General features: G+C 67.1%; 22 protein-coding genes. 16 read left to right on the top strand and 6 right to left on the bottom strand.

Annotated elements, in window-relative coordinates; genetic code table 11:
• The first annotated feature begins 352 nt into the window (after window positions 1-352).
• The 3 genes from pqqA to OKW30_RS26390 all read left to right on the top strand — a co-directional run bounded on the left by pqqA (window position 353) and on the right by OKW30_RS26390 (window position 1,903).
• Window positions 353-427, top strand: coding sequence for a pyrroloquinoline quinone precursor peptide PqqA (gene pqqA / locus OKW30_RS26400; protein ID WP_113062024.1), 75 nt, complete (start codon window positions 353-355; stop codon window positions 425-427).
• Between the two features lie 105 nt (window positions 428-532).
• Complete coding sequence (locus tag OKW30_RS26395) at window positions 533-1,132, top strand: DUF447 domain-containing protein (protein WP_187629681.1); 600 nt, start codon at window positions 533-535, stop codon at window positions 1,130-1,132.
• 27 nt (window positions 1,133-1,159) lie between these two features.
• Window positions 1,160-1,903: a (5-formylfuran-3-yl)methyl phosphate synthase gene (locus tag OKW30_RS26390; protein WP_184064684.1), complete on the top strand. Its 744-nt coding sequence runs from the start codon at window positions 1,160-1,162 to the stop codon at window positions 1,901-1,903.
• 7 nt (window positions 1,904-1,910) lie between these two features.
• On the opposite strand, the gene OKW30_RS26385 is transcribed toward OKW30_RS26390, so the two are convergent.
• From OKW30_RS26385 to OKW30_RS26375, 3 genes are all read right to left on the bottom strand, one after another.
• Window positions 1,911-2,501 (bottom strand): aspartate kinase, encoded by a 591-nt coding sequence (locus OKW30_RS26385; RefSeq protein WP_184064681.1) that lies wholly within the window; start codon window positions 2,499-2,501, stop codon window positions 1,911-1,913.
• 166 nt (window positions 2,502-2,667) lie between these two features.
• A complete protein-coding gene (locus OKW30_RS26380) occupies window positions 2,668-3,777 on the bottom strand; it encodes a hydantoinase/oxoprolinase family protein (RefSeq protein WP_429348044.1) in 1,110 nt (369 codons plus the stop codon).
• Window positions 3,774-4,817: an ATP-grasp domain-containing protein gene (locus OKW30_RS26375; protein ID WP_429348043.1), complete on the bottom strand. Its 1,044-nt coding sequence runs from the start codon at window positions 4,815-4,817 to the stop codon at window positions 3,774-3,776. The genes OKW30_RS26380 and OKW30_RS26375 overlap by 4 nt, the downstream gene beginning before the upstream one ends.
• A gap of 14 nt (window positions 4,818-4,831) precedes the next feature.
• On the opposite strand from OKW30_RS26375, the gene OKW30_RS26370 reads away from it, so the two are divergent.
• From OKW30_RS26370 to OKW30_RS26315, 12 genes are all read left to right on the top strand, one after another.
• Window positions 4,832-5,581 (top strand): HisA/HisF-related TIM barrel protein, encoded by a 750-nt coding sequence (locus tag OKW30_RS26370; RefSeq protein ID WP_429348042.1) that lies wholly within the window; start codon window positions 4,832-4,834, stop codon window positions 5,579-5,581.
• Window positions 5,582-5,887: 306 nt separating this feature from the next.
• On the top strand, window positions 5,888-7,279 hold the full coding sequence (locus OKW30_RS26365; RefSeq protein WP_184064670.1) for a formylmethanofuran dehydrogenase: 1,392 nt from the start codon (window positions 5,888-5,890) through the stop codon (window positions 7,277-7,279).
• The gene (locus OKW30_RS26360) at window positions 7,276-8,970 is read left to right on the top strand and encodes a formylmethanofuran dehydrogenase subunit A (protein ID WP_429348041.1); all 1,695 of its coding nucleotides are present in this window, start codon (window positions 7,276-7,278) and stop codon (window positions 8,968-8,970) included. The genes OKW30_RS26365 and OKW30_RS26360 overlap by 4 nt, the downstream gene beginning before the upstream one ends.
• Window positions 8,971-8,980: 10 nt before the next feature.
• On the top strand, window positions 8,981-9,952 hold the full coding sequence (gene fhcD / locus OKW30_RS26355; protein ID WP_429348040.1) for a formylmethanofuran--tetrahydromethanopterin N-formyltransferase: 972 nt from the start codon (window positions 8,981-8,983) through the stop codon (window positions 9,950-9,952).
• The gene (locus OKW30_RS26350) at window positions 9,949-10,785 is read left to right on the top strand and encodes a formylmethanofuran dehydrogenase subunit C (RefSeq protein WP_429348039.1); all 837 of its coding nucleotides are present in this window, start codon (window positions 9,949-9,951) and stop codon (window positions 10,783-10,785) included. Before fhcD ends, OKW30_RS26350 begins: the two co-directional genes overlap by 4 nt.
• Window positions 10,786-10,866: 81 nt before the next feature.
• Window positions 10,867-11,451, top strand: coding sequence for a cytochrome b (locus OKW30_RS26345; protein ID WP_429348038.1), 585 nt, complete (start codon window positions 10,867-10,869; stop codon window positions 11,449-11,451).
• Window positions 11,448-12,482, top strand: coding sequence for an alpha/beta fold hydrolase (locus OKW30_RS26340; protein ID WP_429348037.1), 1,035 nt, complete (start codon window positions 11,448-11,450; stop codon window positions 12,480-12,482). The genes OKW30_RS26345 and OKW30_RS26340 overlap by 4 nt, the downstream gene beginning before the upstream one ends.
• Entirely contained in the window at window positions 12,479-13,393 is a 915-nt protein-coding gene (pqqB, locus tag OKW30_RS26335) for a pyrroloquinoline quinone biosynthesis protein PqqB (protein ID WP_429348036.1), read from the top strand. Before OKW30_RS26340 ends, pqqB begins: the two co-directional genes overlap by 4 nt.
• 72 nt (window positions 13,394-13,465) lie before the next feature.
• Entirely contained in the window at window positions 13,466-14,233 is a 768-nt protein-coding gene (gene pqqC / locus OKW30_RS26330) for a pyrroloquinoline-quinone synthase PqqC (RefSeq protein ID WP_429348035.1), read from the top strand.
• Complete coding sequence (pqqD, locus tag OKW30_RS26325) at window positions 14,230-14,508, top strand: pyrroloquinoline quinone biosynthesis peptide chaperone PqqD (protein WP_090809033.1); 279 nt, start codon at window positions 14,230-14,232, stop codon at window positions 14,506-14,508. Before pqqC ends, pqqD begins: the two co-directional genes overlap by 4 nt.
• A gap of 4 nt (window positions 14,509-14,512) precedes the next feature.
• A complete protein-coding gene (gene pqqE, locus OKW30_RS26320) occupies window positions 14,513-15,763 on the top strand; it encodes a pyrroloquinoline quinone biosynthesis protein PqqE (RefSeq protein ID WP_429348034.1) in 1,251 nt (416 codons plus the stop codon).
• Entirely contained in the window at window positions 15,760-16,422 is a 663-nt protein-coding gene (locus OKW30_RS26315; RefSeq protein WP_184064647.1) for a response regulator, read from the top strand. Before pqqE ends, OKW30_RS26315 begins: the two co-directional genes overlap by 4 nt.
• Here OKW30_RS26315 and OKW30_RS26310 read toward each other — a convergent pair.
• Window positions 16,392-17,390 carry a histidine kinase gene (locus OKW30_RS26310; protein ID WP_184064644.1) on the bottom strand — a complete coding sequence of 333 codons (999 nt, stop codon included), beginning with the start codon at window positions 17,388-17,390 and terminating at the stop codon, window positions 16,392-16,394. The genes OKW30_RS26315 and OKW30_RS26310 overlap by 31 nt on opposite strands.
• A 225-nt stretch (window positions 17,391-17,615) precedes the next feature.
• Between OKW30_RS26310 and OKW30_RS26305 the strand changes: the two genes are divergently transcribed.
• Window positions 17,616-19,994, top strand: a complete 2,379-nt coding sequence (locus OKW30_RS26305; protein ID WP_429348033.1) for a TonB-dependent receptor — start codon at window positions 17,616-17,618, stop codon at window positions 19,992-19,994.
• A gap of 256 nt (window positions 19,995-20,250) precedes the next feature.
• On the opposite strand, the gene OKW30_RS26300 is transcribed toward OKW30_RS26305, so the two are convergent.
• On the bottom strand, window positions 20,251-20,658 hold the full coding sequence (locus OKW30_RS26300) for a hypothetical protein (RefSeq protein ID WP_429348032.1): 408 nt from the start codon (window positions 20,656-20,658) through the stop codon (window positions 20,251-20,253).
• A gap of 109 nt (window positions 20,659-20,767) precedes the next feature.
• A complete protein-coding gene (locus OKW30_RS26295; RefSeq protein WP_090809023.1) occupies window positions 20,768-21,253 on the bottom strand; it encodes a hypothetical protein in 486 nt (161 codons plus the stop codon).
• Window positions 21,254-21,313: the final 60 nt, after the last annotated feature.

Below are 21,313 nucleotides of genomic sequence, written 5' to 3'. Positions count from 1 at the left end.
CATCGTGAGGTTCTTTTTCGAGCCGTGCGACGCGAATGGGAGCAGAATGTGTTGGTGAGCGAGGCGGGCGCAGCGTGACAGCGCAATCGAATTAGCGAATCGCGATGGCACACTTTGCTTCGTTTTCGCCACACCGCGCGGCTCTTTGCGTCAGGCAACCCGCGCGAGCGCCACGGCATGGCGCAATTCGCCGGGTGCTGTATTGGCCGTCGAACGCCCGCCCGCCTGACCGGCCGGTACCCGAACAGGCATAAAGCTTGCGTGATGCCGGCTGCCGTCGACACCGGCATTACACGGGGCCGGCGGCGCAACGCTGTTCCACCCGCTGTTTCAACCGAAGGAGAAAGCACGTATGCAATGGACGACTCCGAGCTACACCGACGTACGCCTCGGTTTTGAAATCGTGATGTATGTCGCTACGCGTTAAGCCCGCAACCGGGCCGCACGCCGCGGCCCCTTTGCGGTTTCCGTTTGTGTTTGACCTCTGCTGACGGCCGGCCTTCCGGCGCTGTCGGGACACGCGTTCCCAGCCATGATCCACGAAACGATCGTCACCACGGCAGCGTGCGATGGCCGTCCACACATCGCGCCGATGGGCGCGCGCTCCGAGGGCGAGCGCATCATCCTCGCGCCTTTCCGCCCGTCGGTCACGCTCGACAACGTGATCGCGACGCGCGCGGCGGTGCTGAATTTCACCACCGACGTGCGTATCTTCGCGGGCTGCGTCACGCACTGCGCAACCGATTGGCCGACCGTGGCCGCGAGCCGCGTGCCGAGCGTACGTCTGGCCGGGTCGCTGGCCCACGCCGAGCTCGAACTCGACGAGCTGCGCGACGACGCCGAGCGCCCGGTGCTGGTGATGAAATGCGTGCACCGTGAAAACCACGCGCCGTTCGCGGGCTTCAATCGCGCGCAGTCGGCGGTCGTGGAAGGCGCGATTCTGGTGAGCCGGCTCTTCATGCTGCCGGCCGACAAGGTCGATCGAGAAATGGCGTATCTGCAGATCGCGATCGACAAAACCGCCGGCGACAACGAGCGCACCGCATGGAGTTGGCTCGTCGCCGCGATCGCGCGATATCGCGCGAGCCTCGCAGACGCGGCGCATCAGGCCGCCGCTTCGGCCCATCACTGAAAACCCTTTCCTCCGCGGAGAACCCCGATGACCGCATTGCTCGCGAGCGTCCGCTCGGCTGACGAAGCATTCGACGCCGCCCGCGCCGGCGCCGAGCTGATCGACCTGAAAGAGCCGGACGACGGCGCGCTCGGCGGCCTGTCGATTGGCGCCATCACGACCATCGCGCAACAACTTCGCGCGCTCTACCCGGTCAAGCCGATCAGCGCGGCGATCGGCGACGTGCCGGCCGATGCGTTCGACGAGATCGCCGCGCGCGTGATCGACGTCAGCGATGCCGGCGTCGACTATGTGAAGGTCGGCGTCGCGCGCGGACCGGCCGCGCGCCGCTGCATCGAGCAGCTCGCGAATCTGCCGGCTAGCGTCGTGCCGGTGCTGCTATGCGACGGCGGCATGGACGACGAACTGGTCAGCCACACCGCGGCGCTCGGCTTCGCCGGGCTGATGTTCGATACCGCGAGCAAGGACGGCGGCACGCTGTTCGATCACGTCGATGTCGACTCGCTCGCGCGCTGGTTGCGGCTCGCGCGTCAGCGCGGCGCGATGGCGGGCATCGCCGGTGCGCTCGGCTGGGCGCAACTGCCGCAGATCCGTGCGCTGGCGCCCGACGTGGCCGGTTTTCGCACCGCGCTGTGCGCCGACGGGCGCCGCTCGCGGCTCGACCCCGAGCGCGTCGCGCAATGGGCGAGCGCGTTGCATCGGCCGGCTGGAGAGATTCGCGTCGATGGCGGCGCGCCGTTGCCGGGCTCGACGAACGCGACGCGGCTGTAGCAGCCGATCACATCACCGGAATATTCAGCAAACGGTCGCGCATCAGCGCGACGTTGCTCTTGTCGAGCAATTCGACCACATAGTTCGCATCGTTCACGTAGTCGACGAACCTGCGGTCGACCACCCCCGCCGCGGCCAGCGTTTCGAGCGGATCGTCGACGGCGATCGGACAGGATTTGACGACGACCAGCCGCTCCGCGTTGAGCATCGTCGATAGCCAGGCGGCGAGGCTGTCCGAGGTCGTGTCCCAGTTGCTCATCGCGTCGGGCGTGTCGCGCATCAGCGCGGTCGGCGCCCACACGGCGACGTGACCGTCACGCAGGGTGCGGCGAATCTTCGCCTCGCTCGACGCGATCACCAGTTCGGGCGAAACGCCCTGCATCAGCAGCGCATATTGCGTCATCGCGAGCAGACACATGTTGTGCGCGGCCAGATCGTCGAAGTTCCACTCGCCCTGGTACTGGCGGACCTTGTCCGCGAAATCGCCGCCGCCGGGCACGATCACGACCCGTCCGCCGCCGACTTCGCAGAGCTCACTGAGCCAGTGGCGCAGTGCCGGGTCGTGACTCAGGCTGCCTCCGATCTTGACCACCCACATGACTGTTGCCCTCGTGTCCAGTTGAGTGCCCGGCCGGGTCGCGTCGTTTCGCAACCTCGTTCATCACCGAACTTGTCCCGCTCGCCTTATCGTGTCCCCTGCCCCTCTTTGCGCTACGCGTGCGCCGGCGCGCCGCGTCCCCGGATTGCGCGCCGCGCCTCTCAACTCATGCCGCGCGCGCCGCGATACCACGCGCGCCGCGCCGTTGCGCGCCCGGATTGCGTACCGCGAGCAGCGCGACCGCCACGCTCGGCGCGCAGGTCGCCGCCCATGCCGCGCAAGCATCGGGCACGCCCGCCAACGCGCCGAAATCGATATAGCCGCGCGCCTCGTCGCGCGCCAATGCGGCGACGAGGAAGCGGCCGCAGCCGGCGCCGACCAGCGGCGCGGCCGCGAGCGCCGGCTGCGCGGCGACCACCCGCATCAGGTTCGCGCCGATTTCGCGCACCTGCAGCGCGCGCCAGCGCCGCGCAAAGTGCAGCCATTCGACGTCCGACGCGTCGTGCGCGTCGTGCCCGATCATGCGCGCGAGCCGCGCGCGGCTCGCCGCCTGCGTCTTCGGCCCCTGGTCGGCGCTCGGCTGCACGTCGTGCAGCGGGTCCAGTTCGCCGGTCAGCCGGTAGACGTCGGCGGTCGTCGCAAACCATTCGTTCATCACGTTCAGCATGGCGCCGCCGAATTCGATCCGCTGCGCGACGCCGCACAACGGCGTGCGCACGACGCCGTGATACACGAGTTCGCCGGTCGCGAGCCGGCCCGCATCGGTCGCGGCACGCGCGACGACGCGGCCGTCGACGATCGGAATGATGTCGGTGGTGGTGCTGCCGATGTCGATCAGCAGCGCGTTCGCCATGCAGGTAGCGACCCAGCTCGCGGTCGCGAGCCAGTTCGCCGACGCGACGTGACGCCAGCCGGCCGCGCAGTCGGCGGCGGCGAGCCAGCCGGCGGCGCCGGCGTAGAAACGCAGTGATGGACCGAGCCGCTGCGCGAGCGCGGCCACGATCGCGCGCACGCCTTCGGCGCGATCCGCGAACAGGTCGACCATCTCGCCGGTCATCGTCACCGCATGCTGCGCGGCGTCCGTGCGGGCCTGCGGCCAGCGCTCGAAAACGAGGTCGATCGTGCGGTGCAGATGGTCGAGCCCCTGCCAAAGCGGACACGACCATTGCACGACGTCCAGCACGGCGTCGCTGCCGTCGACGAGCGACACCTTCACGTGCGCGCCGCCGACGTCCCAGCCGAACCGCGCCGCCGGGTTCGAACGGGCCGGGCTCAAGGGCGCACCTCGTACGTCGGCGAATTGGCGCGCGCCGCGCCGCAGCGCTCGATGCGCACGCCATGCGCGGCCAGCAGCGCGCGCGTCAGGCCGCTGCCGCGCGCCGCCGACAGCCCCGCATAGGCGACCGTCAAACGCGGATTCACTTCGATCACGACCGGCCCGAGTTGCGGATGCCACACGACATCGATGCCGACGAAGCCGCGCAAACCCGGGATGGCCCGCGCGACGCGATGCGCGAGCGTGTCGAGCGCGCGGCCCATGTCGCTGTGCTGGTCGATCTGATCGACCAGCACGCCGTCGAACTCGACGATCCGCGCAACATCACCCGACGCGTCGCCGCCGCTCAGCCCGATCTGCTGACGGTTGATGCTGAGGAGCTTGGTAGCGTCACCGCGGCAGATCAGCGACAGGCTCAACGGCTCGCCATCGACCCACGCCTGCAGCACCGGATTGCGCGCCGCCGCCGCGCGCGCCTCGTACTCGGCGCAGGCATCGGCGAAGCGCTCGTACAGGATGGTGTCGAGGCCGCCCGCGCCGTCGTCCGGTTTGACCACCCAGCGGCCGTCGTGCTGCGCGGCTGGGTCGCCGGGTTCTAACGCCGGCGTCGTCGCAATGCCGTGCGCGGCAAGACACGCCGCCGTCGCGCTCTTGCTCGACGCGACGCGGATCGCTTCCTTCGCGCAGCCGAGCCAGCGCGCAGTGCCGACCGCATCGTGAAAGCGCAGCAGCAGCCCGTCGCATTCCGGCGCGACGACCCAAGCGTAATCGTGCTCGCGCGCCGCGCGCGCGACGAACGCCGTCATCGATTCGCCGGGCGCGGCCATACAATGGGCCTCGCCCGCCCCTGGCGTTTCGAAGCGCGAGGTCGCGAACGTGACCTGCACGCCGTCGAGTTCGCGCAGAGCGGCGACCAGCGCGTCGCGCATCACGCGTCCTTCGACGATCAGCGCGCTCAAATCGGCGAGACTGCCCGCGCCGGCGAGCTGGGGGTCGATGCCGCCGCCGGTGAGATACTCGTAGACAAAGATTCTGGTCAAAGGAAAGCGCCCCTATGCAGGTGATACCTGTTCTCGATCTGCTCGACGGCCAGGTCGTACGCGCGGTGCGCGGCGAGCGGAGCGCCTATCGGCCCATCCAGTCCCGCCTCGTCGCGACGAGCGACCCACTTGCCACCGCCCGCGCGCTGCTCGAAGCCAGCGGCGCGCGCACGCTCTATATCGCCGATCTCGGCGCCATCCTGCAGCGCGGCGCGCATGCTTCGACGCTCGCCGCATTGCGGGCCGCGCTGCCCGGCATCGAACTGTGGCTCGACGCGGGTTTCGCGGACTACGCGTCGATGCGCGCGCTGTTCGAGCGCATCGACGACGCCATCGATCAGCACGACCGCTCCGCTGCCGCTTCCCACCTCGCGACTCTCGTGCCTGTGTTCGGCTCGGAGACGCTGCGCGATATCCACGCACTGCACGCGGCTCAGCGCGCCGGCCTTGCGCCGATCCTGTCGCTCGATCAGCGGGCGGGCGAACTGCTCGCCGCGGCCGCGCTCGACCGCTCGTCGGCGTGGTGGCCGCCGCGCGTGATCGCGATGACGCTCGACCAGGTCGGCAGCTACGCCGGCCCCGATCTCGCGACGTTCGAGCGCGTGCGCGCGCAAGCCGCCGCGCACACCACGCTGATCGGCGCGGGCGGCATCCGCAATCGCGACGATCTGGCCGCCGCGGCCGGCACCGGCGCAAGCGCCTGGCTGGTGGCGTCCGCGCTGCACGATCGACAGATCGACTGCGCGCATTCCGATTCCGCGTAGGCCTTCCATACAATTTCCATGCCACGCGTCCTGACAGCGCTGTCGGTAAACGCAACACAAGCCGGACTGTTCGCGTGTGACACTCTGCTTGACACTCTGCTCCAGAACGGCACACATTTTGTATGGCGCAGCGGGCCTTTGACGCGCGCGCCGACGCAGGATCAGGCACGCTGACCGCAGGGATCCCGCGTTTGTTCATCCGCTGAATGCAAAGCAGTACGACCGTAGGCGCGGCCCCGCTTCAACGCGGCGCTCGCCCGCCGATGCGTGTCGAAAGATCGGCATGGAGCTTGCTAAACCTGCCCCATGCATAGCCCCTCCATCGATCCATCGACCCCCAGCCCGAGCGCAACGCGCGCCGCGGCGCTCACACGCGACTGGATCTGTCCGTTCTGCCCTTTGCTGTGCGACGACCTGGCCGCCGCTGCCCACGACGACGGCACGCTCGATGTGCCGGACACCGAATGTTCGCGGCTCGCTCACGCGCTCGCGCAGTACGGCGTAACGGACGCGCAATGCGCTTGCACCGTCGATGGCGACGAAGTGGCCAAGGATGCCGCGCTGGCGAGCGCCGCGCAGTTGCTCGCGAACGCGCGCCGCCCGCTATTCGGCGGCCTCGCCACCGACGTCGCCGGCATCCGCGCGCTGTATCCGCTTGCCGCCGCCTGCGGCGCGATCCTCGATCATCTGCACGGCGATGCGCTGACGCCCGCGACGCTCGCTTTGCAAGACCGTGGCTCGTTCTTTACGACGCTCTCCGAAGTGCGCGCCCGCGCCGACCTGCTGGTGTTCTTCGGCTGTCAGCCGTCGCGGCGCTATCCGCGCTTTTTCACGCGCGCGCTGGCGGGCACCGAACTCGCGCGCGAGCTGGTCTTCGTCGGCTGCGAAGCGGACCCGGCTGCAGCCGGCTTCGCGCAAACGCGCATCGACACGCTGCTGCCGGACACCGATCCGTACGACACGCTCGCGCTGTGGTCAGCGCTCGCGGAAGGACGCGACGCCGCCGCGCTGAGCCACGGCGATGGCAGCGCAGCCAACGCGGCAACCGCGCTCGCGTCGTTGCACGCACGCAGCGCCGGCGCGCGCTATACGGTGGTCGTCTACGAACCGGCCGCACTGCCCGCGCCGCACGCGGCGCTGCTGATCGAAGCGCTGAACCGGATCGTGAAGGCCGTGAATCGCACGACGCGCGCGGCATGTCTCGCGCTCGGCGGCGACGACGGCGCGTTGACGGTCAATCAGACCGTCACGTGGCTGTCCGGCTTGCCGCTGCGCACGCGCGTGTCGATGCCGGCGCACGCCGCGGGCACCGCGCCGCTCGATCACGATCCGTACCGCTATCGGACGGCTCGGCTGCTCGCCGAACGCGAAGTCGATGCGCTGCTGTGGATCGCGGGCTTCGCGCCGCACGCGTGGCCGGCGTCGCTCGATCCCGCGCTTGCCCTGATCGTGCTCGGTCATCCGGCGCTCGCCGATGCCGCCAGGGCACGCGGCGCGAACACCGTGTTCGTGCCGGTCGCGACACCGGGCGTCGATAGCGGCGGACATCTGTTTCGCATCGACGGCACGGTCGTGATGCCGCTTACCGCCGCGCGTGGTGCCGCGCTGGAGTCGGTGGCGTCGATTGCCGCGAAGTTGAGCGGGCGATTGAGCGGGCAACTGAGCGAACGCTCGAGTACGCGCGAGGATCAGCCATGACTCTCGTCCGGCTCAAGGGCGGCACGTTGTTCGACCCGATCCACAACGTCAACGGCGAGCGCCGCGACCTGACGTTCCGCGACGGCCGCATCGTCGACGTGCCCGCCACCACGCCCGTCGATCGTGAATACGACGCGACCGGCATGATCGTGATGGCGGGCGGCATCGACCTGCATTCGCATATCGGCGGCGGCAAGACCAATCTGTCGCGCCTGCTGCTGCCCGAGGACCATCGCGCCGATGCGCCGCGCGAGGCCGCCTACGAAGCCGCGCGCGACGACAACGGCCGCTACCTGCGCCTGCCGTCGTGCGGCGTCTGCACGCCGGGCACGCTCGCGACCGGCTACCGCTACGCCGAAATGGGCTACACGGCCGCGTTCGAGCCGGCGATGATGCCGTCCAACGCGCGCCACACGCACCTCGAAATGGGCGACACGCCGATCATCGATCATGGCGCGTACGTGATGCTCGGCAACGACGAGCTGTTCCTGCGGATGCTCGCCGCGCGCGACGACTTCGAACGTCTGCGCGATTACGTCGGCTGGACGATCGACGCGAGCAAGGCGCTCGGCGTCAAGGTGGTCAACCCCGGCGGCATCTCGGCGTTCAAGTTCAACCAGCGCTCGCTAAACGTCGACGAGCCGCACGCGCACTACGGCATCACGCCGCGCGACGTGCTGCGCACGCTGACGCGCGCGCTGACCGAGCTGCGCGTGCCGCATCCGCTGCACGTGCACACGAGCAACCTCGGCGTGCCCGGCAACCTCGCCTCGACCATCGCGACGATGGACGCCGCCGACGGTCTGCCGATCCATCTGACGCATATCCAGTTTCACAGCTATGGCACCGAGGGTTCGCGCAAGTTTTCGTCGGGCGCGCGGCAGATTGCCGAGGCCGTGAACGCGCGGCGGAACGTGTCGATCGACGTCGGCCAGATCATCTTCGGACAGACCGTCACGGCCTCCGGCGACACGATGATGCAGTTCCGCAACGCGCCGCTCGCGCGGCCGCACAAGTGGGTGGTGGGCGATATCGAGTGCGACGCGGGTTGCGGCGTGCTGCCGTTCCGTTATCGCGAACAGAGCTACGTGAACGCGCTGCAATGGATCATCGGCCTCGAAATCTTCCTGCTCGTCGACGACCCGTGGCGCGTCGCGATGACCACCGATCATCCGAACGGCGGACCGTTCACGAGCTATCCGCATCTGATCCGCCTGCTGATGGACAAGCCGTTTCGCGATGAGCAACTGGCGAAGCTGCATCCCGAGGCGCAGGTCGCCAGTGCGCTGCCGGAGCTCAAGCGCGAATTCTCGCTGTACGAGATCGCGATCATCACGCGCGCCGGTCCCGCGCGGCTGCTCGGTCTGCGCGATCGCGGCCATCTCGGCGCGGGCGCGGCGGCGGACATCGCCGTCTATCGCGACGAGCCGGACCGCGAGCGGATGTTCACGTCGCCGGCCTATGTGTTCAAGGACGGCGAACTGGTCGCGCGCGACGGCACGCTGGTCGCGACGCCGACGGGCGGCATCCATTTCGTCGCGCCGCAATTCGATCGCGGCATCGAGACAACGCTGCGCGCGTATAGCGACGCGAACCTCGCGAGCAACTTCGCGCACGCCGCGATCAGCGCCGACGAAGCCTGCCGCTGCTGCCGCGGCGGACGACTGTTGCCCGTCGAATGTCTAACCTGACGCGTCCACGATGAACGCTCCCGCCCCGCTCGACATCAACGGCACCGCGATCGACGCGACCTTCGCCGAAGCCTTTCCGATGAAGGCGACCCGGCTCGTGATCACCGCGCACACGGCGACGTGGGCGATGCACGCGGCGAACTCGCTGGCGGGCTTCGCGACCTCGGTGATCGGTTGCGGCTGCGAGGCGGGCGTCGAGCGTGCGCTCGCGCCCGCTGCCACGCCCGACGGCCGGCCCGGCGTCGCGGTGCTGTTGTTCGCGGTGTCGTCGAAGGAGCTCGCGAAGCAGATCGGCCGGCGCGTCGGACAGTGCGTGCTCACCTGCCCGAGCACGGCCGTCTACGGCGGCATCGATCCGGCCACGAGCCGCGCGCCGCTGTCGGACCCGGCGCCGCTCGGCAGCGGGCTGCGCTTTTTCGGCGACGGCTGGCAGATCGCGAAGATGATCGACGCAGGGAACGGACCCACGCGTTACTGGCGCGTGCCGGTGATGGACGGCGAGTTCGTCTGCGAAGACATGGCGGCGACGGTCAAGGCCGTCGGCGGCGGCAACCTGCTGCTGCTCGCGCGCGACCTCGGCGCTGCGCTCGCGGCGGCCGAAGCCGCGGTCGCCGCGATGCGCCGGCTGCCGAACGTGATCATGCCGTTTCCCGGCGGCATCGTGCGCTCGGGCTCGAAGATCGGCTCGAAGTACGCGGGCGCGACAGCGTCGACCAACGACGCGTTCTGCCCGAGCCTGATCGGCCTCGCGCGGCGCAGCGAGTTGAGCGCGGACGTTGGCTGCGTGCTGGAGATCGTCATCGACGGTCTGACCGACGCCGACGTCGGCGCGGCGATGACGGCCGGGATCGGCGCGGCCGCCGGACTCGGCCGCGCGGCCGGCGTGCTGCGCATTTCGGCGGGCAACTACGGCGGCAAGCTCGGGCCGTACCACTTTCATCTGCACGAACTGGCGGCGGGGCTCAACGGGGGTCACGCATGAGCACGACCACGTTGCGCGTGAACACACCATCCGGCTTTCGCGTCGATGCCGCAGCGCTGTCACCCTCGGCGCTGGCCAGCATGAGCGTGGCCGAGATCGAGCGCATCGTGCTGCCGGCCGGCAACGAGCGCTGCGAGGTCGGCGACGTCTTCGAGGTTTCGCGCGATGACGCGCCTGCGTCCGGCGACGACATGGCCACGCTGCTGATCGACGGCGCCGCGCGGTGGCTCGACCGGCTCGGCGCTCAGATGGATGGCGGACGGCTCGTCGCGCGCGGCTCGGTCGGCGACTACAGCGGCTTCAGAATGAGCGGCGGCTTGCTTGAAATCGACGGCGACGCGGGGCACTTCACCGGCTGCGAAATGCGCGGCGGACGCGTGACGGTGCGCGGCGACAGCGGCGACTTCGCCGCCGGCGCACTGACGGGCGATATGGAAGGCATGAGCGGCGGCACGCTGACGATCCACGGCAACGCCGGCGCGCGGCTCGCCGACCGGATGCGCCGCGGCCTCGTGCTGGTCGGCGGCAACGCGGGCGACTTCGCGGCGTCGCGGCTGGTGGCGGGGACCGTCGGCGTGGCGGGGCAACTGGGCGCGCATTATGCCTATGCAATGAGGCGTGGCACGCTACTGCTCGCGCAACGGCCAGAGCCACTGCCGCCCCCTACTTTCACCGGCGGCGGACACGGTTTCGACGTATTCTGGTCATTGCTCATACGCAGTCTCGCGGCCGAAATCGCGCCGTTTTCGCAGTGGCGCGCGGACCGTCTGCCGGTCCGCTTCACGGGCGACCTCGCGGTCGACGGCCGCGGTGAAATACTGATCGTCGGCTGACGCAGCGCTATGTCAGCCAGGACTGAAACGGTGTTCGGCAAAAAAGAAACGTCCCGCAACGATGTTGCATGGAGACAGGGCATGACGACAGCGGATTCTGCAAACGCGAAGCCTGATATCGACGTCAACGCAAATGCCAGCGCCGGCGGCCCGCGCTATGCCGGGCTGCTGATCGCGCTGCACTGGCTGATCGCGCTCGGCATCGTCGGGCTGCTCGCACTCGGGCTCTATATGGTCGGCTTGCCGAAAGGCTTGCCCGTCAAGGCGACGCTGATCAATCTGCACAAGTCGCTCGGACTGACGGTTTTCCTGCTGGTGCTTTTGCGCATCGTCGCGCGGCTGGTCCTTCACCGGCCTCCGCTGCCGCCGATGCCACCGTGGCAACGCGCCGCCGCGCGCACTACGCAGGGTCTTTTATATGTCGGCATGGTGGCGATGCCGCTTGCCGGGTATCTCGGCTCGTCGTTCAACACCTACGGCACGCGCTTCTGGGGCATCCTGCTGCCGAAGTGGGGCTGGGACGACGCGCATCTGCGCGCGCTGTTCTTCGGCCTTCACCACGCCATCGGCTTCGCGCTGATCGCGCTGATCGTGCTGCACGTGGCGGGCGCGTTCAAGCATCAGTGGATCGATCGCGACAACCTGCTCGCGAGGATGCTGCCATGACGATGCGAAGCTTATCGCGCCACACGCAGGCGGCCGCCGCACTCCAAGTCCATACGCTGCGCACGCGCGATGGCCATCGCGTGTGGTACGCGCTGGCCGGCGCGCGCGACGGCGTGCCGGTCGCGGTGCTGCACGGCGGCCCGGGCAGCGGCAGTCAGCCCGGCGTGCTGCGGCTGTTCGATCTGCAGCGCTTTCGCGTCGTGCTGATCGACCAGCGCGGCACCGGTGCCTCGACGCCGCACGGCAGCGTGCGCCACAACCGCACCGACTATCTGATCGCCGATCTCGAAGCGATTCGCGCGCGGCTCGGCTTCGCGCGCTGGGGCGTACTCGGTGGATCGTGGGGCGCGGCGCTCGCGCTCGCGTATGCGGGGCAGTGTCCGCGGTCGGTGACGGGCGTCGTGCTGCGCGGCCTGTTCCTGACGTCCGAGCGCGAAGTGCGCGGTTTGTTCATCGCGTCACGCAAGCGTGCGCCGCGTGCGTGGTCGAGACTGCGTGCCGCTGCTCGCTGCGAGCAGCCCGCGACACTGGCCGCGCGTTGCGGCGACACCTTGCAATACGGCGCGAATGAAGCGCGGCAACGCGCGCTCGCGCTGGCCTGGCGCGGCTATGAAAACGCGGTGCTCGCGAGCGCATCGCCGCGAGGCGCCGCACAACGACGTGCGAACCTGCGAAACCCACGCGAATCCCAACGCCACGCGCGCAAGCTGATCGGCAAATACCGGATTCAGGCGCACTACCTCGCGCATCGCTGTTGGCTCGGCGAGACGCGTTTGCTGTCGCTCGCGAGCCGCGCGGCGGCGGCCGGGGTATCGATTGCGGCCGTGCACGGTGCGCGCGATCCGGTGTGTCCGCGCGGCAATCTGCGACGTCTGTCGCGCGCGGTTCCGTCGGCACGCGTCGAGTCTGTGAGCGCGGCGGGTCATCTGGCGAGCGACCCCGCGCTGCATGCATGCGTCGCGCAGGCGCTCACCGCGATGTTCACTCCCACCGTCGAAGAGGGGCGCAGCAGCATGCGTCGCGCGGCATGAAGATCAAGGTACTCGGCTCGTCGGCGGGCGGCGGCTTTCCGCAGTGGAACTGCAATTGCCGCAATTGCGACGGAGTGCGTCGCGGCACGGTGAAGGCGACGCGCCGCACGCAGTCGTCGATCGCGGTCAGCGCGAACGGCGAGGACTGGCTGCTCGTCAATGCATCGCCCGATCTGCTCGCGCAGATCGCCGCGCATCCCGAACTGCAACCAGCGCGGCGCGCGCGCGACAGCGGCATCGCCGCGGTGCTCGTGATCGACGCGCAGATCGACCACGTGACCGGCCTCTTGATGCTGCGCGAACGCGACACCCCGCTGCCGCTATACGCAACCGATGCGGTCTGGCAAGACCTCCGCTCCGGCTTTCCGGTCGCGCCGATCCTGTCGCACTACTGCGGAGTCGAGCACCGCCGTATCGCGCTCGACGGCGCGCCGCTCGCCGTCGACGCGCTGCCCGGCATGCGCATCGACGCGCTGCCGCTGTCGAGCAAGGCGCCGCCGTACTCGCCGCATCGCGATGCGCCGGAGCGCGGCGACAACATCGGACTCGTACTGACGAACCTGCAATCGGGCCGGCGCGTGTTCTACGCGCCGGGGCTCGGCGCGATCGAGCCGCACGTGCTGGCGGCGATGCGCGAGGCCGATCTGCTACTCGTCGACGGCACGCTGTGGACCGGCGACGAAATGATCCGCCTCGGCCTGTCGAAGAAGACCTCGGCGGATATGGGCCATCTGCCGCAGAGCGGCGCGGGCGGCATGATCGAAACGCTCGATTCGCTCGGCGCGAAACGCAAAGTGCTGATCCATATCAACAACACGAATCCGATCCTGATCGAAGACGGCCCCGAGCGGCGCACGCTAGGCGAGCATGGCATCGAGGTCGCGTACGACGGAATGAGCCTCGAGCTTTGAGGCGCGCAGTGAAGGGTACGGAGTGATGCGGTAACGAGGCGCAGCTGTGAACGACGATAAAACGGAGACGGCATGAACGCGAAAGACATTCAGGACACGACACCAACAACACCAACACGCGACGTGAGTACCACGGGAACTCAAGGCATCGACCGACCCGCCTGGAGCCGTGAAGAATTCGAGGCGCAGTTGCGCGCGAAGGGCACCGCCTATCACATCCACCATCCGTTCAACGTGAAGATGAATAGCGGCGGCTGCTCGCGCGAGCAGATTCGCGGCTGGGTCGCGAACCGCTTCTACTACCAGATCAACATTCCGCTGAAGGATGCGGCCGTGCTGTCGAACTGTCCGGACCGCGAGACGCGCCGCCGCTGGGTGCTGCGCATTCTCGATCACGACGGCTACGATGGCGCGGAAGGCGGCATCGAAACCTGGGCGCGTCTCGCGGATGCGGTCGGCCTCACACGCGACGAACTGTGGTCGCTCGAACACGTGACGCCGGGCGTGCGCTTCGCCGTCGACGCGTATGTGAATTTCGCGCGCCGCGCGCCGTGGCAGGAAGCAGTGTGCTCGTCGCTGACCGAAATGTTCGCGCCGCAGGTGCATCGCGACCGGCTCGCGAGCTGGCCCGAGCACTATCCGTGGATCGAAGCGGAGGGCCTCGCGTATTTCCGTTCGCGCATCTCACTCGCGCAGCGCGATGTGCAGCACGGACTCGAGGTCACGCTTGCCCATTTCACGCGACGCGATCAGCAGGAACGGGCGCTCGACATCCTGCAGTTCAAGCTCGACATTCTGTGGACCATGCTCGACGCGATCGAGAAGGCGTTTCCACAATGAACGACTCGACACGCGCCGACCCCGCCACGCCGCTCGCGATCGCGAAGCCATTTCGCCTGCAATGGGAGCCCGCGCAGAACGCGCACGTGCTGCTGTACCCCGAGGGCATGGTGAAGCTCAATCAAAGCGCGGGAGAAATCCTCAAGCGCTGCGACGGCACACGCGACATCGATACGCTGATCGCCGACCTCGAACAGGCGTTCAACACGACCGGCATCGGCAGCGAGGTGCGGGCCTTCATCGCCGACGCGCATGGGCGCGGCTGGCTGGAGTAGCGCGATGACCGATCTTTCTCAACCTGGCTCTCAACCCGGCGCGCAAGTGCAAAGCGACGCGGCCGCCGTCGCGCCGCCGCCGCTGTGGCTGCTCGCGGAGCTGACCTATCGCTGTCCGCTGCATTGCGCGTTCTGCTACAACCCGCTCGACTACACCGATCACAACCGCGAACTGACCACCGGGCAATGGCTCGACGTGCTGCGCGAGGCGCGCGCGCTCGGCGCGGTGCAGCTCGGCTTTTCGGGCGGCGAGCCGCTGGTGCGCGACGACGTCGAAGTACTCGTCGAAGAAGCGCACAGGCTCGGCTTCTACACGAACCTGATCACGTCGGGCGTCGGTCTCACCGATCAGCGCCTCGGCGATCTGAAGGCCGCCGGGCTCGATCACATCCAGTTGTCCTTCCAGGATTCGACGCAGCAGTTGAACGACTTCCTGAGCAGCACGCGCACCTTCGAGCTGAAGCAGCGCGTCGCCGTCGCGCTCAAGCGGCACGGCTTTCCGATGGTGATGAACTGCGTGCTGCATCGCTACAACCTGCCGCATGTCGACAAGATCATCGAGATGGCATTGGCTCTCGGCGCCGAATATCTGGAGCTGGCGAACACGCAGTTCTACGGCTGGGCGCGCGAGAACCAGGCGCAACTGATGCCGACGCAACAGCAGCTCGAAGAAGCCGAAGCGGTGGTCGCGCGCTATCGCCGCACGCATGGCGAGCGCTGCAAGATCTTCTTCGTCGTGCCCGACTACTTCGAGCGCCGCCCGAAGCGCTGCATGAACGGCTGGGGCGCGGTGTTCCTCGGCGTCGCGCCCGACGGCGCCGCGCTGCCGTGTCACGCGGCGCGCGGCCTGCCCGGCCTGACGCTGCCGAACGTGAAGGACATGCCGTTGCGCGAGATCTGGTACGACAGCGACGCGTTCAACCGCTTTCGGGGTTTGCAGTGGATGAAGGAGCCGTGCCGCAGCTGCGATGAAAAGGACCGCGACCTCGGCGGCTGCCGCTGCCAGGCCTACCTGCTGACCGGCGACGCGGCCAACGCCGACCCGGTCTGCGACAAGTCGCCGTTTCACGACACCGTGGTCAAGATCGTGCGGCGTGCAGCATCGGGATCTGCATCCGAAACCGGGGCGACAGTAGCGGCCCGCGAACAGCCGATCCTGTTCCGCAACGACGCCAACTCACGCAAGTTCGCGGCCGCTGCCCGCGAGCCCGACGCCGGCGGCGATAACCGGGCGTCACCCGGAGTCCAATCATGAGTGCCGACACCATCTCCGTTCTGCTCGTCGACGACCATGCGGTCGTGCGCGAAGGCTACCGGCGTCTGCTCGAACTGAATGCCGACGTCGAGGTGTGCGGCGAAGCGGGCGACGCCGCGCAGGCCTATCAGCGTTTTTGCGCGCTGCGGCCCGACGTGGTCGTGATGGATGTGGCGCTGCCGGGCGCAAGCGGCATCGAAGCGATGCGGCGCATGCTCGCGCGCGAACCGGACGCGCGCGTGCTGATCTTCAGCGTGCACGAGGAATCGATCTTCGTGCGGCGCGCGCTCGACGCGGGCGCGCTCGGCTACGTGACCAAGGCGAGCGCGCCCGACGTGCTGGTCGAAGCGGTGCGCTCGATTGCGCGGCGTGCCCGCTACCTGAGCCCGGACATCTCGCAGGCGCTCGCGCTGCGCACCGCGTTCAACGAAGGGCCGCCGGGGCGTCAGTTGTCGGCGCGCGAGTTCGAGGTGCTGCGGCTGCTCGTGCAGGGCTATACGCTGCCGAGCATCGCCGAAAAGCTGGGCTTGAGTCAGAAAACGGTGGCCAACCACCAATCGGTGATCCGGCAGAAGTTCGGCGCCGACAACGGCGTACAGCTCGCGCAGATGGCAAGCCGCCTCGGGCTTCAGTTCACGGGCTCGGCCAGCCCCGCCTGAGCGGGCACGCGCGCGCAGAACAGAAAACCGCGCTGCGGCTCGCTCGCGATGTGAAATTCGCCGCCGAGCGCCTCGACGCGTTCGCGCATGCCGATCAGCCCGAGCCCACTGCGCGGCTTCGTCAGATCGGTGCCGGGGCCGTCGTCGGCCATCGTGACGACGATCTCGTCGATCTGCGCGCCGTTGTGTTCGCGCGGCGCGCGCACCATGAACAGTTCGACACGCGAGCGGCGCGCGAACTTCGACACATTCGTCAGTCCTTCCTGCACGAGCCGGTACAGCGTGATCGTCAACGCATCGCTGAGGCCGCTGAAATCCCCTTCGATCGTCATCGAGAACGACGCTTCGGGCAAGCGCTCGCGCCAGCCGTCGACGCAATGTTCGAGCGCGGTCGGCAAGCCGAATTCGTCGAGACCGATCGGCCGCAGGCGGCGGATCATGCCGCCGATCTCGCGGTACACATGCGTCGCGCTCTGCATCAGCCCGAGCGCGATGCGATGAATTTCCGGCTCGCGCTCGCCCGATAGATCGCGGATGCGCGCCGCGTCGAGCGAGATCGCGTTCAGGTATTGACCCAGCTCGTCGTGCAGTTCGCGCGCCAGATGGCGGCGCTCCAGTTCCTGCGCCTGCAGCGCCTGACTGGCAAGGCGCCGGTTGTCGGCGAGCAGCCGTTCGGCCTGTTCCTCGAGCACGCGGCGATGGCGCAGTTCGCGGCGCGCATCGCGATAGCGGCGCCACGCGAACCACGCGAGCGCGATCGACAGCACGAACAGCGCGCCCGGCAACTCGTCGAGCTGGAAGCGCTCCATGCCACGCGTGAACCGGTAGACCTTCTCGCTGAGATCGAAGGCGGCGCCGAGCACCGCCGCGAGCACGGTCACGGCGACGACCCAGCCGAGGTCGCGCCATATCGGCGACGATGGCGGCGCTCGGTCAGCGGAAGAGGAATGGATCGGTTCGCTTGACATGACGCTTGCATTCTACTCAGCGCCGGCACACGCAGCGGGTTTTGCGCGAGTTTGGGAACGCTTCCCCGGCAGATCGGGAAAAGCTCCCGCGCGGCTTACAGACGCGTATGCGAAGCTTTACACCAACGTCAAGCAACGCGCGACACGCGTACAAATCAAGCCGGCAGGAGACAATAACGATGAGCATGCGATCACAAGCACGCCGCAAACGCCGGCTTCAGCGGCGTGCCGGCATCACCTTCTGCGTCGGCGGCGCTCTCGCCGGTCTGTCCACGAGCGTATGGGCGCAGGCGGAGCCGCCAGTCGCGGCGTCGGCGCCGGCCTCGGCGTCTTCCGCTGCGTCTTCCGCTGCGTCTTTCCGCTGCGTCTTCCGCTGCGTCTTCCGCTGCCTCGTCCGGCACAGCCGACGGCAACGCCAACAGCAACACCACACCCACCACGACGCTCGCGCCGATCGTCGTCGTAGGCACCACGCCGCTGCTCGGCATCGGCACACCGCTCACGCTGGTGCCGGCCAACGTGCAGACGGTCCACGCGGCCGATATCCAACGGCAGGGCCGCCAGACACTCAGCGACTATCTCGCGGCGAATCTGCCTAGCGTCACGATCTCCGACGCGCAGGGCAACCCGTATCAGATGAACCTGTTCTATCGCGGCTTCACCGCGTCGCCGCTGCTGGGCACGCCGCAAGGTTTGTCGGTATTCGTCGACGGCGTGCGCGTGAACGAACCGTTCGGCGACGTCGTGAACTGGGACCTGCTGCCGCAACAGGCGATCGACACGATGCAGCTGATCCCCGGCTCCAATCCGACTTTCGGCTTCAATACGCTCGGCGGCGCGCTGTCGATCACGACGAAAAACGGCAAGGACAACCCGGTCGGCGAGGCCGAAATTCAGGGCGGCTCGTGGGGACGCAAGGCCGCGCAGATCGAACAGGGCGGCACGATCGGCCAGAACCTCGACTACTACTTCACCGCCAACGCCGCGAACGACAACGGCTGGGCCGAGCAGAACGAGAGCCGCATCCGCCAGGCGTTCGGCAAGCTGCGCTATACCGACGCCGACACGACGCTGTCGTTATCGGCCGGCGGCGCGGACAACGATCTGCACGGCGCGCAAACCATTCCGCGCTCGTTCCTCGGTAACCCCAGGCAACCGTACACGTATCCCGATCAGAATCAGAACAGCGCCGGCTACCTGACGCTGTCGGGCGATCATTACTTCAACGACACCGTCGAGCTGAGCGGCAACGCGTACTACCGGCACTTTCGCAATGCCAACACCAGCAGCAACGTCAACAACGACTACGGCACGATCAATCCCGACGGCACCGTCGACACGTTGCAGGCGACCAACGTACAGTCCACCGTGACGACCGACAGCTACGGCGCGAGCCTGCAACTGACGCTGCTCGGCAAGCTCGGCGGCATGCAGAACCAGTTCATCGCGGGCATGGCCGTCGATGCCGCCGACTCGCGCTTCACGCAGTCGTCGCAGGACGCGACGTTTACCGATTCGCGCGCGACGGTCGGCATCGGGAATTTCGCTCAGCAGACCAACGCGAACACGCACAACACGAACTACGGCATCTACCTGACGGACACGCTTTCGCTGACGCCGCAGTGGTCGCTGACGCTGTCGGGCCGCTACAACTGGGCCGATGCGACGATCGGCGACGAATCCGGCACGCAGCCGCAGCTCGACGGCCACCATACGTTCTCGCGCTTCAATCCGGCGGTCGGCATCAACTGGAATCCGACGCCGGCGCTCACCGCCTACGCGACCTACAACGAGGGCATGCGCTCGCCGACCGCGATCGAGCTGGCCTGCGCCGATCCGAACGCGCCGTGTTCGCTGCCGAACGACTTCATCTCCGATCCGTCGTTGCAGCCGGTCATTTCGAAGACCTATGAAGTCGGCGCGCGCGGCAGGATCGGCGGCAACACGACATGGAGCGCGGCTGCCTACAGCACGACGCTCGACAACGACATCGAGTTCATCAGCAGCAACGGCGCGGGCAGTTCGCAGGGGTTTTTCCAGAACGTCGGGCGCACGCGCCGGCAAGGTGTCGAACTGGCTGGGCAGACGAAGTACGGTCCGTTCACGGTGACCGGCAGCTATAGCTACGTCAATGCGACCTACCAGTCGACATGGGTCGAAAGCAGCCCCAGCAACTCGAGCGCCGACGCGAACGGCAACATCACCGTGCATCCCGGCGACCACATCCCGAGCATTCCGGCGACGACCGTCAAGCTGCGGCTCGATTACGCGGCCACCGCGAAATGGCGAATCGGCACGAATCTGACGTGGCGCGGCAGCATCTACGCGCAGGGCGACGAGAACAACCAGGACGTGAACGGCAAGATCTCCGGCTATCTGTTGATCGATATGGACACCAGCTACCAGGTGACGAAGCAGTTGCAGGTGTTCGCGTCGGTGTCGAACCTGCTCGACAAGCGCTATGCGAGCTTCGGCGCGCTCGGGGAGAACTTCTTTACCGGACCGGGCAATACGTTCAACGGCACGGCGCCGGTCAACGAGCAGTTCGTCGGGCCGGGTGCGCCGAGGGGGTTCTGGGTGGGGATGAGGTATGCGTGGAAGTAGTGGCGCGTCGCGTGGCGGATCGCGTGGCTTCACTCTTTCCGCCACCTGAGGCTTTATCACGAGCGCACTGCCCGGGAACGCTCGGATTTTGAGGAATATGTACGCCTCGTCGCGGCACCCGTAAGCCCGGCGTCTGATGCCTAACGACTTCGTGCTCGCGGGATCGAGTTGATAAGCGACGTGGCCGATGCTCAGTCGTGGTGGTGCCGCTTGCCTGCGTGACCCGCCTTTAAATGGCCCCGCCGAAACGGGTCGTTCAATCCGTTTTTATCGAATAGAGGTCGCGCAGGATTTCGTTTTGCTGCTTGCGAATTGAATAATGGCAACGCGCTCCCGTGACATCGTACATATCCACGTGTGTTTTTGGCGGTTCTTCAATATTCCAATCATAAGCTAGTTTAGGGGCTAGATCGCAAGCCTTTGCCGATTCATCTTGTGCGCGCATGTACCGATCGAGCTCAGCCTTGCTCGCGCCTTTGATGCCTCGTGCGGATTTAATTGAATTCGCCAGTTTCTTGTTGTCGACTTCAAGGGATCTTGCATGATGCTCATAGCAATCAAAATCTCCAAATCCGCCACCGCCCAGGTACTGCATGCAATTCGAATCGTTGATCACCTCATCGGCAAATATCGGCCGAAAGCTGCAAAGCGCCATGACTAGCAAGAAGCACCTCCAAAATTTATTCAATGTCGATACCTCTGCCATGTCGAGCATCACCTGACGATTACCAGGAATACCGGTAATGAGGGGACGCTCAATGTCCAGTCTCTCCTTACGACAAGGACCAGGGATCGACCTTGCCACCCTCGATCACGAAATGCTTCGCGTCGGGATTCGAGGGGAATAGGCGCCAGTCCTCATCATCAGGTATCGCATCCGCAAGAATGACTAGTCGCATATCTCTTGCCAGCAAAATGACGGCATCACCGTTCTCGCCCGCCTCGATATTCAAAACAGCCGTTGGGCCATGTGTCACAAGGAGATCACGGATTCGTTCCGTTGTCACTCTCGTTCTCTCTTCAGACGCTGCGAAGTCCGAATAAGACGCAACGATCACGTGTCCCTGCTCGATGCGCCAGTCGCACTGAATATGGAGCGCCCAATCGCCCAGATACTTGATGGTTCCTCTGCCGGTCTTTACCTCCCGAAGCGGACCGAACTGTAACGTAAGCATGTCGGCCGCGTGCGCCACTCCGCTAACGTTAAGCCCGATCAAGGCGGAAAGGTGAAGTCCTACCTGCTCTTTCGTATCGATCATTCCAATTTGTCTCCAAACAGGTCCAGGGCGCGCTCCATCATGCCGTGATACTCAAGATCG

Origin of the sequence: Paraburkholderia sp. Clong3, assembly GCF_050436485.1 — a bacterium.
GTDB classification, from domain to species: Bacteria; Pseudomonadota; Gammaproteobacteria; order Burkholderiales; family Burkholderiaceae; genus Paraburkholderia; species Paraburkholderia tuberum.
Note: the sequence above shows the minus strand (reverse complement) of the source record. Positions and strands in the feature narration are given on the sequence as shown.

Coding starts and splice junctions, on each gene's coding strand:
- OKW30_RS26390 (WP_184064684.1), top strand. CDS start 1,160: ATGACCGCATTGCTCGCGAGCGTCCGCTCGGCTGACGAAGCATTCGAC.
- OKW30_RS26385 (WP_184064681.1), bottom strand. CDS start 2,501: ATGTGGGTGGTCAAGATCGGAGGCAGCCTGAGTCACGACCCGGCACTG.
- OKW30_RS26395 (WP_187629681.1), top strand. CDS start 533: ATGATCCACGAAACGATCGTCACCACGGCAGCGTGCGATGGCCGTCCA.
- fhcD (WP_429348040.1), top strand. CDS start 8,981: ATGAACGCTCCCGCCCCGCTCGACATCAACGGCACCGCGATCGACGCG.
- OKW30_RS26350 (WP_429348039.1), top strand. CDS start 9,949: ATGAGCACGACCACGTTGCGCGTGAACACACCATCCGGCTTTCGCGTC.
- OKW30_RS26360 (WP_429348041.1), top strand. CDS start 7,276: ATGACTCTCGTCCGGCTCAAGGGCGGCACGTTGTTCGACCCGATCCAC.
- pqqC (WP_429348035.1), top strand. CDS start 13,466: ATGAACGCGAAAGACATTCAGGACACGACACCAACAACACCAACACGC.
- pqqB (WP_429348036.1), top strand. CDS start 12,479: ATGAAGATCAAGGTACTCGGCTCGTCGGCGGGCGGCGGCTTTCCGCAG.
- pqqD (WP_090809033.1), top strand. CDS start 14,230: ATGAACGACTCGACACGCGCCGACCCCGCCACGCCGCTCGCGATCGCG.
- OKW30_RS26315 (WP_184064647.1), top strand. CDS start 15,760: ATGAGTGCCGACACCATCTCCGTTCTGCTCGTCGACGACCATGCGGTC.
- OKW30_RS26295 (WP_090809023.1), bottom strand. CDS start 21,253: ATGATCGATACGAAAGAGCAGGTAGGACTTCACCTTTCCGCCTTGATC.
- pqqE (WP_429348034.1), top strand. CDS start 14,513: ATGACCGATCTTTCTCAACCTGGCTCTCAACCCGGCGCGCAAGTGCAA.
- OKW30_RS26340 (WP_429348037.1), top strand. CDS start 11,448: ATGACGATGCGAAGCTTATCGCGCCACACGCAGGCGGCCGCCGCACTC.
- OKW30_RS26365 (WP_184064670.1), top strand. CDS start 5,888: ATGCATAGCCCCTCCATCGATCCATCGACCCCCAGCCCGAGCGCAACG.
- OKW30_RS26345 (WP_429348038.1), top strand. CDS start 10,867: ATGACGACAGCGGATTCTGCAAACGCGAAGCCTGATATCGACGTCAAC.
- OKW30_RS26310 (WP_184064644.1), bottom strand. CDS start 17,390: ATGTCAAGCGAACCGATCCATTCCTCTTCCGCTGACCGAGCGCCGCCA.
- OKW30_RS26370 (WP_429348042.1), top strand. CDS start 4,832: ATGCAGGTGATACCTGTTCTCGATCTGCTCGACGGCCAGGTCGTACGC.